This window comes from Xanthomonas sp. CFBP 8443 (genome assembly GCF_025666195.1).
GTDB lineage: Bacteria > Pseudomonadota > Gammaproteobacteria > Xanthomonadales > Xanthomonadaceae > Xanthomonas_A.
Genome location: NZ_CP102592.1, coordinates 2,448,430 through 2,461,307, shown reverse-complemented (window position 1 = coordinate 2,461,307; position 12,878 = coordinate 2,448,430). Strand labels below are relative to the sequence as shown.

Genomic DNA, 12,878 nt, shown 5'->3' with positions numbered 1-12,878 from the left:
CGCGCATGGCGGTTCGCCGCCGTGCTCGCGCTGTGCGCCTGGGCCGGCGCCGCGCTGGCGCAGGAGTACAGCTTCCGCGACTACGCGCAATCCGACGGCCTGCAGGGCCTGAGCGTCAACTGCCTGTACGCCGATCGGCAGGGCGTGGTCTGGGCCTGCACCGAACTGGGACTGCACCGCTACGAGCGCGAACGCTTCGAGCAGGTCGGCGCCGATGCCGGCCTCGGCAGTCCGCTGGTCTATGCGATCGCCGAAGACCGCCGCCAGCGCATGTGGGTCGGCGCCTCCAATGCGCTGTACGTCGGCGATGGGCGGCGCTTTGCCGCGGTCCCCGGCGCCGACGGCCGGCGCCTGCCGATCGACCAGGGCAGCTCCCTGGCCGCATTCGGCGACGGGCTCGTCGCGCTCAGCGACAAGCGGCCGCTGCGGATCGCCGCCGGCGCCGACGGCCGCTGGCTGGTCGCGCCGCTGCGCAGCGCCGACGGCACCGCCCTGGCCGAGATTTCCAGCATCGCCGCGATCGGCGACGCGTTGTGGATGGGCTGCGGCCGGCAACTGTGCCGGCTGGATGCGCAGGGCCGGCTGCGCCGGCTCGGCCGCGCCGAGGGCGTTCCCGAGGACCGCTGGCTGGCGCTGCTGCGCGGCCGCGACGGCACGCTGTGGGCGCGCGGCGTCCACCATGTGCTGGCCTGGCCGGCCGGCGCGACGGGCTTCGCCGAACGCGCGCCGCCGCCAGGCAGCGAGCTGTCCACGGTCGCGGTCGGCATCAATCTGGTGGAGGACGCCCACGGCCGGGTGCTGACCCGCAGCGATACCGGCCTGCTGCGCTGGGAAGACGGACGCTGGCGCGCCTTCGACCGCACCCAGGGCCTGGGCGCGCTGGCGGCCAATATCTGCGCCCTGCTCAGCGATCGCCAGGGCCGCCTGTGGATGGGCACCCGCGGCCGCGGCGTGCAGCGCTGGCTCGGCTACGGCGTGATCCAGCACTGGGAGGAACCGCAGGGGCTGGCCACCGGGCCGACCTGGGCGGTCATGCGCAGCCGCGGCGACGGCCGCCTGTACGTCGGCAGCGAAATGGGCGCCAACGTGCTCGACGCCGGCAGCGGCCGCATGCGCCCGCTGACCGACCGCGACGGGCAACCGCTGCGCCAGACCGTGCAGCTGGTCGACGCCGCCGACGGCACCCTGTGGCTGGGCCAGTCGTCCGGCCGGGTGCTGCGCCTGGACCGCGGCAGCGGCCGCATGCACGAGATCGCCAGGGTGTCGGCGTCGCTGAAGTGGATGTTCTTCGACGACGCCGGCACGCTGTGGCTGCTGACCACCCGCGGCGCGTTCCTGCTGGCGCCGGGCGAACGCCAGGCACGGCCGGCGCCCGACCTGCCGCGCGACCATTTCAGCAGCGGCGGCTACGACGCGCGCGGCCGCCTGTGGCTGGTCGGCGACCACGGCCTGTACCTGCACCAGGCGCAGGGCTGGCAACCGGTCCGCCTGCGCGGCGCGGTGCCGGACGCGGAACTGGACAAGTTCACCATCAACGCCAGCGACGAGGCCTGGCTGTCGTTCGGCGACGTCGGGGTGTGGCATGGGCGCTTCGACCCGCGCAGCGCCACCCTGTTCGTGCGCAAGGTCGACGATCCGCTGCTGGCGCGGATCGTGCCCTACGTGCTGCGGCAGGACCGGCAGCAACGGCTGTGGGTCGGCAGCAGCCAGGGCCTGGACCTGTGGTCGGACGGACGCTGGATCCGCGTGACCCAGGCCGAGGGCCTGCTGTGGGACGACACCTCCGAATCGGCGTTCTTCGAGGATGCCGACGGCTCGGTCTGGATCGGCAACAGCAAGGGCCTCAGCCAGGTGCTGGACCCGGCGCGGCTGTTCGCCGCGCGGCCGCTGCACCTGCAGTTGCTGCACGCCACCCGCGGCGGCCGCGCGGTCACCGCCGGCGCGCAGCTGCCGTGGTCGCAGCAGCCGATCGAGATCGCCTTCGCGGTGCCCGGCGCGGTCGGCGGCAACGACACCCTGCGCTTCCGCTACCGCCTCGAGGGCCTGCAGGAGCAATGGGCCGACACCGAACAGGCACATCTGACCTATACCCTGCTGTCGCCGGGCCGCTACGCACTGGAGGTGCAGGCGCTGGACGAGCGCCAGCGCGCGCGCAGCGAGGTGGCGCGCCTGGAGTTCGTGATCCTGCCGCCATGGTGGCGCAGCCCGCTGGCGTGGATGGCGTACGCGCTGGCCGCCGCGCTGCTGGTGACCGCGGTGTGGCGCTGGCGGGTGAAACAGTTGCTGGCGCGCGAGCGCACCCTGGCGCGGCTGGTCGCCGAGCGCACCCGCGAACTGGAACACGACAAGCGCGAACTGGAGGTCGCCCGCGCCGCGCTGGCGCTGAAGGCAGTCCGCGACGACCTGACCGGCCTGCTCAACCGCGTCGGCATCCTCGATGCCCTGGCCGCGCAGATGCAGCACAGCCGCAGCGACGGCAGCGCGCTGGCGGTGGCGATGATCGACCTGGACCATTTCAAGCACGTCAACGACCTGCACGGCCACCTGGTCGGCGATGCGGTGCTGGCGCGGGTCGGCCGGCGCATGAACGCGAACCTGCGCGGCGCCGACCTGATCGGCCGCTACGGCGGCGAAGAACTGCTGGCGGTGCTGCCGGGCCTGGCGCCGCCGGCACGGACCCGGCTGCATGCCCTGCACCAGGTGGTCGGCGCCACGCCGTTCCTGACCGATGCCGGCATGCTCGAGGTCACCGCCTCGATCGGCGTGGCCTGGTACCGCCCGGGCGAGACCGTGCAGCAATTGCTCAGCCGCGCCGACGACGCGCTGTACCGGGCCAAGCATGGCGGCCGCAACCGGGTCGAGCTGCACCTGGACCCGGCGCAGGGAGAAGCGCTGCCGTCTTGAACGGCGGCGGCTCAAGCGCGAGCGCATCGCAGCCGATACAGACAGCGTCGGCAGCACAATCGCGGAGCGCCCGCGCAACCGCGCGCCGCCCGCCGCCCGCTCCTCTCCATTCCTCGCCACGTGCCTGCCGCCATGTCCGACTCCTTGCCAGTTCCCGCTCATGACCGTCGCGGCATTCGCGGCGGCTGAGCTGCCGGGCCTGCGCGCGCGTCGGTGCCACTGGCCGACGCGCTGCGTGCTGCTGCTGTGGCTGGGCCTGGGGCTGCTGCTGGTTCTGGCGCTGGGCGATGGCGCCCGCGCCCAGTCGATTCCGCTGCGCCGCTATGCCCACGACCAGGGCCTGCTCGGCCTGGCCGGCACCTGCCTGCTGCAGACCCGCGACGGCGGCCTGTGGGTGTGCACCGAGAGCGGCCTGTACCGTTTCAACGGCCACCAGTTCCAGCAGATCCCGCTGCAGGGACAGCGCGGCCATTTCATCAGCGCCGCTGCCGAGGATGCCGGGCAGCGGCTGTGGGTGGCCTCCTTCGACGCCGTCTTCGTCGGCAGCGGCACGCAGCTGCGCCGGCTCGCGCCGGAGGAGACCGGCCCGCTGCGCAAGAACGCGCTGCGCCTGGCCGGCACGCAATGGGGCATGGCGCTGCTCAACGGCACGCAGGTGCTGCGCGCGGTCGCCGTCGGCGGCGGTCGCTGGCGGTTGCGGCCGCTGTTCGACCCGGCGACCCTGGCGCGCTTGCCGCAGCTGGGGCAGATCGGCGCGATCCAGGGCGAGGCCGGGTACCTGTGGCTCGGCTGCGCCAAGGAGCTGTGCCGGGTCGACGCCGACGGCGCGGTGACGGTGTACGGCCAGGCCCAGGGGCTGCCGCCGGAGCGCTGGCGCAGCGTGCTGCGCGACCGCGACGGCGCGCTGTGGGTGCGCGGCGATCGCCACGTGATGCGGCTGCCGGCCGGCGCCGCGCGCTTCCTCGCGCAGAACCCGCCCGACGTCGGCCTGGACAAGGTCATGGTCCAGGCGCAGCTCCTGCTCGACCCGCAGGGGCGCGTGCTGATGCGCACCAACCAGGGCCTGGCGCGCTGGGAACGCGACCGCTGGCGGCGCTTCGACCGCGGCAACGGCCTGCCCGACGGCGGCATCGTCGCGCTCGCGTTCGACCACGCCGGCGACCTGTGGATGACCGTGGACGGCGAAGGCGTGGTGCGCTGGAACGGCTACGGCTGGATCGAGAACTGGGACGCCGCGCAGGGCATGAGCACCGCGCCGACCTGGACCATCCACCGCGACGGTGCCGGCGCGCTGCTGATCGGCAACGAAGGCGGCATCAACCGCCAGCGCCGCGACGGCGAGCGCTTCCAGCCCTGGCTGGCCGACGCCGGGCTGCAGATCGTGGCCATGCGCAGCGCCGCCGATGGCTCGCTGTGGAGCATCGGCTCGCTGGGCGAACTGCACCACCACGACCGCGACGGCCGCCTGCTGCGCGCCTATCCGCGGCTCGGCAGCGCGATCAAGCGGCTGTACCTGGATGCCGCAGGCCGGGTCTGGATCCTGGCGATCGACGGCCTGTACCTGCTGGCGCGGCCGCAGTCCGACGCGCTGCCGCAGCGGGTGCAGGCGCTGCCGGCCAGCGAGTTCTCGGACATCCAGCAGCGCCGCGACGGCAGCCTGTGGCTGTCCGGCGCGGCCGGCGTGTTCCGGCTGCGCGGCAGCACCTGGACCCCGATCCGGCTGCTGCTGAACGGTGCGCCGGCGCACCCCTGGGTCAGCAAGCTGCTGATCCAGGAGGACGGCCAGGTGTGGGCGGCGCTCTACCATCCGGGCCTCTGGCAGGGCCGGCTCGACGGCGACACCCTGCACCTGCAGGCGGCGGCCGAGCCGCAGCTGCGCGAACTGCAGGTCTACCTGATCCGGGCGACCCGCGACGGCCGCGTGTGGATCGGCCACAGCCAGGGCGTGGACGTCCACGACGGACCCCGCTGGTCGCGCCTGACCCAGTCGCAGGGGCTGCTGTGGGACGACATCTCCGAGGCGGCGTTCTTCGAGGACGACGACGGCTCGGTGTGGATCGGCAACAGCAAGGGCGTCAGCCATGTGCTGGCGCCGCAGCGCCTGTTCCAGGCGCACGTGCCGAAGGTGGCGCTGACCGAATTCACCCGCGGCGGCCATCCGATCGCCGCCGGCGCGCGACTGCCCTGGAGCGAGGAGCCGCTGCACATCGAAGTGGCCTCGCCGAACCTCTACGACGACCGCAACCGGGTCTCGTTCCGCTATCGCTTCCAGGGCGCGCACACGCGCTGGATCCACACCCCCAACTTCGAGATCGAGCACCCGCCGCTGGCGCCGGGCGACTACGTGTTCGAGATCCAGATGCTCGATGCCTACCGGCGCAGCGCCTCGGCGCCGACCCGGGTGGCGTTCTCGGTGGCGCCGGTGTGGTGGCGCAGCCAGGCCATGCTGGCGCTGTACGCGCTGCTCGGCGGCGGGCTGGCGATCGCCGCGCTGCACTGGCGCGAGCGCCGCCTGCGCCAGCGCCAGCGCGAACTGGCCGACCTGGTCGCGCTGCGCACTCAGGAGCTGGAACACGACAAGCGCGAGCTGGAGATCGCCCGCGCCGCGCTGGCGGTGAAGGCCTCGCACGACTCCCTGACCGGCCTGCTCAACCGCGCCGGCATCCTCGATGCACTGGCCGCGCAGATGCAGCGCAGCCAGGCCGAGGGCCAGCCGCTGGCGGTGGCGATGATCGACCTGGACCATTTCAAGCGCATCAACGACGCGCACGGCCACCTGGTCGGCGACGCGGTGCTGATCAAGGTCGCGCGGCGCCTGAACGCCAACCTGCGCGGCTCGGACCTGATCGGCCGCTACGGCGGCGAGGAACTGCTGGGCGTGCTGCCGGGCCTGCCGATCCCGTCGCAGGAGCGGCTGCAGCACCTGCGCAGCGCGATCGGCAGCCGGCCCTTGCAGATCGGCACGCAGCAGCTGGCCGTCACCGCCTCGATCGGCGTGGCCTGGTACCGCCCGGGCGAAAGCCTGCAGCAACTGCTGACCCGCGCCGACGAGGCCCTGTACCGGGCCAAGCACCTGGGCCGCAACCGGGTCGAACTGCAGCAGTAGCGCTTGCGCTTGTCCTGCCGGCCGGCCGCGCAGGCCGGCATCCGCGCGGTGCGGCGGCAGCGCCATGCCGTAGGCCGTGCGCGCGGCGGCACGCAACAGCACAGCGCCCGCCAGGCCGCGACGAACGGAACGGTCCTTGCAAGAGGCTGGGTCGAACCCCCTGCCCGGCTCGTCCCACCGCCATGTCCGAAAACGAAGAAGGCACCGAAAAGACCGAACAACCTACCGAAAAACGGCTGCGCCAAGCGCGCGAGCAGGGCAACATCCCGCGCTCGCGCGAACTGGCCACGGCGGCGGTGTTCAGCGCCGGCATCTTCGCGTTGATGGGCATGTCCGGCTCGCTGACGGCCGGCGCGGTGAACTGGATGAAGGGCGCGCTGCGCCCGGACCCGAGCCTGTACGGGCACCCCGACGCCCTGTTCGGCCACTTCGGCGAGCTGCTGCTGGGGCTGCTGTGGGTGGCGCTGCCGCTGGTCGGCATCTGCCTGGCGGCCGGCTTCGTCGCGCCGATCCTGATGGGCAGCCTGCGCTTCTCCGGCAGCGCGTTGGTGCCCAAGCTCGAGCGGCTCAACCCGATGGCCGGGCTGACCCGGCTGTACGGCATGGAGAGCCTGGCCGAGCTGTTCAAGTCGATCCTGCGCATGGGCTTCGTCGGCGGCGCCGCCGCCCTGTGCATCTCCAACAACGTGGACGGCCTGCGCAACCTGATGCGGCAGCCGCTGGAACAGGCCATCGGCGACGGCCTGGGCTTCACCCTGCGCCTGCTGCTGTACACCGCCGGCGCGCTGGCGCTGCTGGCCGCGATCGACGCGCCGTACCAGAAGTGGAACCACATCCGCAAATTGATGATGACCCGCGACGAAGTGCGCCGGGAAATGAAGGAGAGCGAGGGCAGCCCGGAGGTCAAGGGCCGCATCCGGCAGATGCAGATGCAGCTGTCGCAGCGGCGGATGATGGAGGCGGTGCCCAGCGCCGACGTGGTGGTGGTCAACCCCACCCACTACGCGGTGGCGCTCAAGTACGAGGGCGGGCGCATGCGCGCGCCGACCGTGGTCGCCAAGGGCGTGGACGAGCTGGCCTTCCGCATCCGCGAGATCGGCGAGCAGCACCGCGTCGCAGTGGTGTCTGCGCCACCTTTGGCACGCGCCTTGTATCGGGAAGGGGAACTCGGCAAGGAAATTCCCGTGAGACTGTATTCGGCGGTGGCGCAGATCCTCTCCTACGTGTACCAGCTGCGCGCCTGGCGCACTGGCCCGATGCCGCCGCTGCCGCCGCTGGAGGTCGATGAATTCGCCCCCGGGAGCAAGCCATGAGCCAGCCGGCCGCGCAGATGAACACGCGCAAGATGATGGACATGATCAAGCACGGCCTGGGCGCGCCGGTGATCGTGATGGCGATGCTGGCGATGGTGGTGGTGCCGCTGGCCGCGCCGGTGCTGGACGCCCTGTTCACCTTCAACATCGCGATCTCGCTGATGGTGCTGCTGGCCGTGGTCTACGTGAAGCGGCCGCTGGAGTTCAGCATCTTCCCGATCGTGCTGCTGATGACCACGATGCTGCGCCTGGCGCTGAACGTGGCCTCCACCCGCGTGATCCTGATCAACGGCCAGGACGGCCACGGCGCCGCCGGCAAGGTCATCGAGGCCTTCGGCGAGTTCGTGATCGGCGGCAACTACGCGGTCGGCATCGTGGTGTTCGCGATCCTGACCATCATCAACTTCGTGGTCATCACCAAGGGCGCCGGGCGCGTGTCGGAAGTGACCGCGCGCTTCATCCTCGACGCCATGCCCGGCAAGCAGATGGCGATCGACGCCGACCTCAACGCCGGCCTGCTGACCCGCGAGGAAGCCAAGGCCCGGCGCGAGGAGGTCCGCGAGGAAGCGGACTTCTATGGCTCGATGGACGGCGCCAGCAAGTTCATCCGCGGCGACGCCATCGCCGGCATCCTGATCCTGTTCATCAACCTCATCGGCGGCATGGCGGTCGGCGTCCTGCAGCACGGCATGCCGGTCGCCCAGGCCGCGTCCACCTATACGCTGCTGTCGATCGGCGACGGCCTGGTCGCGCAGCTGCCGGCGCTGCTGGTGTCCTCGGCGGTGGCGATGCTGGTCACCCGCGCTTCGCGCTCGCAGGACATGGGCGCCTCGATGATGGGCCAGGTGTTCGGCCAGCACAAAGCGCTGGCGGTGGCCGCGGCGATCATGGGCCTGGTCGGCCTGGTCCCGGGCATGCCCAACGTCGCTTTCTTGACGCTGGCGCTGATCCTGGGCCTGCTGGCCTGGAAGATGTGGAAGCGCAGCCTGCTGCCGGAAGAGGCCACGCCCGATCCGGTGCAGCAGGCGGCCAGCGCCGGCGCGCAGGCCAATGCCGAACTGGGCTGGGACGAACTGCGCCCGATCGATCCGCTGGGCCTGGAGGTCGGCTACCGGCTGATCCCGCTGGTGGACAAGGCCCAGGGCGGCGAGCTGATGGCGCGGATCAAGGGCGTGCGGCGCAAGCTGACCCAGGACATCGGCTTCCTGATACCGCCGGTGCACATCCGCGACAACCTGGAATTGCCGGCGAACGCCTACCGCCTGCTGGTGCACGGGGTGCCGGTGGCCACCGCCGACATCCATCCGGACCGCGCACTGGCGCTGGACCCGGGCGGCGCGCTGGGCAAGATCGACGGCATCGCCGGCAAGGACCCCGCCTTCGGCCTGGACGCCATCTGGATCCAGCCGCACCAGCGCGCCCAGGCCGAGACCATGGGCTACACCGTGGTCGACCCGGCCACGGTGATCGCCACCCACCTGTCGCACCTGATCCGCGAACACGCCCCGGAACTGCTCGGCCACGAGGAAGTGCAGCAATTGCTGGCCACCCTGGCCAAGAGCGCGCCGAAGCTGGTCGAGGACCTCACCCCCAAGGCGCTGCCGCTGTCGGTGGTGGTGCGCGTGCTGCAGAACCTGCTGATCGAGAAGATCCCGGTGCGGCAGCTGCGCAAGATCGTCGAGGCGCTGGTCGAACAGGCCCCGCAGAGTCAGGAACCCGGCGTACTCACCGCCGCGGTGCGCAATGCGCTGGGCAGGTTCATCGTCCAGGAAATCGCCGGCATGTCCGCCGAACTGCCGGTGTTCACCCTGGCCCCGCAATTGGAACGTGTCTTGCAAGACTCTACCCAAGGCAACGGTGCCGCGCTGGAACCCGGCCTGGCCGAGCGACTGCACCAGAGCCTGGCCGAATGCGTCAGCAAGCAGGAAGCGCGCAACGAACCGGCCGTGGTGCTGGTCCCGGCGCAGGTCCGCGCCGCGCTGGCCAGGCTGGTCCGCCACAGCGTCCCCTCGCTGTCGGTGCTGTCCTACAGCGAAGTACCGGAAGACAAGCGGCTGAAGTTGGTGGGAACGATTAGTTGATGGATTGCCGGGACCGGGGACCGGGGACCAGGGACCCGGAAAAGCGAAGAGCGACACAGCGGTACCGACGCAACGATTGGATGGTTAGGCACTTATGAACTTGGCAGCACATAGGCAATCGCTGGGCACCGGGACATCGGCTCTTGCCGGGTCCCTGGTCCCCGGTCCCCGGTCCCGGAGAACTCACGCATGAAAATCAAACGCTTCGTAGCCCCCGACATGCGCACCGCGTTCCGCATGGTGCGCGACGAGCACGGCCCGGATGCGGTGATCCTGTCCAACCGTCGCACCGACGAGGGCATCGAGATCGTCGCCGCCAGCAACTACGACGAGGCGCTGGTGCAGCAGGCGCTGGACGCGGTGCGGCCGGACGAGACGGCGCGGCTGCCGGTGTCGGCCGCCAACCCGGCGCCGCGTGCGGCCAAGGCCGGCGCCGCAGGCAACTCGGCGATGGCGATGATGGCCGCGATCAGCGACCGCCGCGCGCCGGCCGCCAGCCCGGCGACGGCGGCGCAGGCCGCCCCGGCGCGGCCGCTGACCCAGCCGGCCGCGATCGCCGCCTCGGCGATGCCGGCCGGCGCGGCGACCCCGCCGAGCCGACCCGCCGCCGCACCGCGTGCCCCGGCCCCGGCCGCGGCCCAGGCGCCTGCCGAATTCCGCATTCCCGAGGACGTGTTCCGCAACGCGCCGATCAGCGTGCCGATGCCGAGCCCGTTCGCCGCCCCGGCCGCCGCTGCCGAAGCGGCCGCCAGCGCCGCGGCGGTGCCGAGCTGGCTCGAAAACATCGCCGCGGTGTCGCTGACCCCGGCGGCGCCGGTCGCAGCGGCCGCCGCGTCGGCCGCGGCCACCACGGCGCCGGCAGCGGCAGCCGCCAGCGCCGGGATCCCGGCGCCGGCCACGCTGACGCCGGTGCCGAGTTTCCCGGCCGTGCAGAACGACGAACAATTGACTCAGCTGCGCGACGAACTGGCGCTGATGCGGCAGATGATCGAGCGCGAGATGAACCGGCTCACCGACGAACGCCTGCGCGGCTCGCCGGTACGCGCCCAGGCGCTGGAGCTGATGGACGACTACGGCTTCGACAGCGGCCTGACCCGCGACGTGGTCATGCAGATCCCCGCCGACCTGGAGCTGCACCGCGGCCGCGGGCTGATGCTGGGGCTGCTGTCCAAGCGCCTGCCGATCGCCCCGCTGGACCCGATCGAGGAAGGCGGCGTGATCGCCCTGATCGGCCCCACCGGCGCCGGCAAGACCACCACCATCGCCAAGCTGGCCTCGCGCTTCCTGGAACGCCACGCCGCCCGCGACGTGGCCCTGGTCACCACCGACACCATCCGCGTCGGCGGCCGCGAACAGCTGCACAGCTATGGCCGCCAGCTCGGCATCGCCGTGCACGAGGCCGACAGCGACGCCGCCCTGCAGCAGCTGCTGGAGCGCCTGCGCGACTACAAACTGGTGCTGATCGACACCGCCGGCATGGGCCAGCGCGACCGCGCGCTGGTCGCGCAGCTGCACTGGCTGCGCGCCTCGCGAGTGGTCCGGTCCTTGCTAGTACTCCCTGCCAACGCGCATTTCTCCGACCTGGACGAGGTGGTGCGCCGGTTCGCCGGCGCCGATCCGCAGGGGGTGATCTTGACCAAGCTGGATGAAACCGGGCGTTTTGGCAGTGCTCTGTCGGTGGTCGCAGACCACCGGCTTCCCATCACCTGGGTGACCGATGGTCAGCGCGTGCCGGACGACCTGCACCGCGCCAACGCCGCCAGCCTGGTATTGCGCCTTGAAGATTTGCGGCGCGCTGCCGATAAGCCCTGTACTCCGGAGCAGAACCATGCCGTCGCGTGATTACGCCAATCTGACCAATGCCTTCCCCCTGTCGGCCACCCGCAGCGAACCGCTCGGCCCGGTGCGTACCATCGCCGTGACCGGCGGCAAGGGCGGCGTCGGCAAGACCAACATCTCGGTCAACCTGTCGATGGCGCTGGCCGACATGGGCAAGCGCACCCTGCTGCTGGACGCCGACCTGGGCCTGGCTAACGTCGACGTGGTGCTCGGGCTGACCCCCAAGTTCACCCTTGGCGACCTGGTAGCCGGCCGCTGCACGCTGGAAGAGGTGATCATCGACATGCCCAACGGCCTGATGGTGGTGCCCGCCGCCTCCGGCCGCCGGCACATGGCCGAGCTGCCGCCGGCCCAGCACGTCGGCCTGGTCAACGTGTTCTCCGAGCTGCAGCGCGAGCTGGACGTGATGGTCATCGACACCGCCGCCGGCATCACCGACAGCGTGCTGACCTTCTGCCAGGCCGCGCAGGACGCGGTGGTGGTGGTCTGCGACGAGCCGGCCTCGATCACCGACGCCTACGCGCTGATCAAGGTGCTGTCGCGCGAACGCGGCGTGGACCGGGTGCAGATCGTCGCCAACATGGTCCGCGACCTCAACGAAGGCCGCCTGCTGTACGACAAGCTGAGCCGGGTCTGCGAGAAGTTCCTCGGCGACGTGTCGCTGAACTACCTGGGCTGCGTGCCGCAGGACGACTGGCTGCGCCTGGCGGTGCAGCGCCAGCAGCCGGTGGTCAAGGCCTACCCGTCCAGCCCGTCGGCGCAGGCGATCGCCGAGATCGCCCGGCGCACCGCGCGCTGGCAGGCGCCGACCGCACCGCGCGGCAACGTCGAGTTCTTCGTCGAACGGATCATCCAGCGGGGGGTCGCCGCATGAACGTCGCCGCCCAATACCGCGCCGTGCAGCGCAACAGCTCCAACGACTACATCGCCCAGCACTCGGACCTGGTGCGGCGCATCGCCCACCACCTGGCCGCGCGGCTGCCGGCCAGCGTCGAGATCGACGACCTGATCCAGGCCGGCATGATCGGCCTGATCGAGGCCTCGCGCAGCTACGACGCCGACCAGGGCGCCTCGTTCGAGACCTACGCCTCGATCCGCATCCGCGGCTCGATGATCGACGAGATCCGCCGCGGCGACTGGGTGCCGCGCTCGGTGCACCGCCGCGCCCGCGACGCCGCCTCGGCGATCCGCAAGATCGAGCAGAGCACCGGCCGCGCCGCCGCCGCCAACGAAGTGGCCGCGGCGATGGACATGCCGCTTCCCGAATACCTGCGCTTGATGGAAGATGCCGCGCGCGGCCAGGTGCTGAGCCTGGAATCGCGGGTCGAGGACCACGGCGAGCTGGACACCATCGCCAAGGGCGGGCCCAATCCGCAGCAGATGCTGGAACGCAGCGAATTCGGCCGCGAGCTGGGCAAGGCGATCGCGCAGTTGCCCGAACGCGAGCAGCTGGTGCTGTCGCTGTACTACGAACAGGAATTGAACCTGAAGGAAATCGGCGCGGTGCTCGGTGTCAGCGAGTCGCGCGTCTGCCAGATCCACGGCCAGGCCACGGTACGGTTGCGCGGGCGCTTGAAAGCGTTCGAAGCGGCCGACGCCGGCCTGGAAGACGAAGAATAAGACCCAAGGAGTTAG

The 12,878-nt window shown here is 71.5% G+C and carries 7 protein-coding genes; all 7 read left to right on the top strand.

What is annotated here, in order from left to right; translation table 11 throughout:
* Nucleotides 1-21: 21 nt before the first annotated feature.
* Entirely contained in the window at nucleotides 22-2,904 is a 2,883-nt protein-coding gene (locus NUG20_RS10445; RefSeq protein WP_263398242.1) for a ligand-binding sensor domain-containing diguanylate cyclase, read from the top strand.
* Nucleotides 2,905-3,064: 160 nt separating this feature from the next.
* Nucleotides 3,065-6,010, top strand: coding sequence for a ligand-binding sensor domain-containing diguanylate cyclase (locus NUG20_RS10440; protein WP_263398241.1), 2,946 nt, complete (start codon nucleotides 3,065-3,067; stop codon nucleotides 6,008-6,010).
* 182 nt (nucleotides 6,011-6,192) lie between these two features.
* Nucleotides 6,193-7,323 (top strand): flagellar biosynthesis protein FlhB, encoded by a 1,131-nt coding sequence (gene flhB / locus NUG20_RS10435; protein WP_263398240.1) that lies wholly within the window; start codon nucleotides 6,193-6,195, stop codon nucleotides 7,321-7,323.
* Nucleotides 7,324-7,340: 17 nt separating this feature from the next.
* Nucleotides 7,341-9,404, top strand: coding sequence for a flagellar biosynthesis protein FlhA (flhA, locus tag NUG20_RS10430; RefSeq protein WP_263398453.1), 2,064 nt, complete (start codon nucleotides 7,341-7,343; stop codon nucleotides 9,402-9,404).
* Nucleotides 9,405-9,593: 189 nt separating this feature from the next.
* Nucleotides 9,594-11,246, top strand: a complete 1,653-nt coding sequence (gene flhF, locus NUG20_RS10425; protein WP_263398239.1) for a flagellar biosynthesis GTPase FlhF — start codon at nucleotides 9,594-9,596, stop codon at nucleotides 11,244-11,246.
* The gene (locus NUG20_RS10420) at nucleotides 11,233-12,117 is read left to right on the top strand and encodes a MinD/ParA family ATP-binding protein (RefSeq protein ID WP_263398238.1); all 885 of its coding nucleotides are present in this window, start codon (nucleotides 11,233-11,235) and stop codon (nucleotides 12,115-12,117) included. The genes flhF and NUG20_RS10420 overlap by 14 nt, the downstream gene beginning before the upstream one ends.
* Entirely contained in the window at nucleotides 12,114-12,863 is a 750-nt protein-coding gene (locus NUG20_RS10415; RefSeq protein WP_263398237.1) for an RNA polymerase sigma factor FliA, read from the top strand. Before NUG20_RS10420 ends, NUG20_RS10415 begins: the two co-directional genes overlap by 4 nt.
* Nucleotides 12,864-12,878 lie beyond the last annotated feature (15 nt).

Bases quoted from the DNA above. Each gene is read 5' to 3' on its own strand.
- NUG20_RS10420 (WP_263398238.1), top strand. From the start codon at position 11,233: ATGCCGTCGCGTGATTACGCCAATCTGACCAATGCCTTCCCCCTGTCG.
- flhA (WP_263398453.1), top strand. From the start codon at position 7,341: ATGAACACGCGCAAGATGATGGACATGATCAAGCACGGCCTGGGCGCG.
- flhB (WP_263398240.1), top strand. From the start codon at position 6,193: ATGTCCGAAAACGAAGAAGGCACCGAAAAGACCGAACAACCTACCGAA.
- NUG20_RS10440 (WP_263398241.1), top strand. From the start codon at position 3,065: ATGACCGTCGCGGCATTCGCGGCGGCTGAGCTGCCGGGCCTGCGCGCG.
- flhF (WP_263398239.1), top strand. From the start codon at position 9,594: ATGAAAATCAAACGCTTCGTAGCCCCCGACATGCGCACCGCGTTCCGC.
- NUG20_RS10415 (WP_263398237.1), top strand. From the start codon at position 12,114: ATGAACGTCGCCGCCCAATACCGCGCCGTGCAGCGCAACAGCTCCAAC.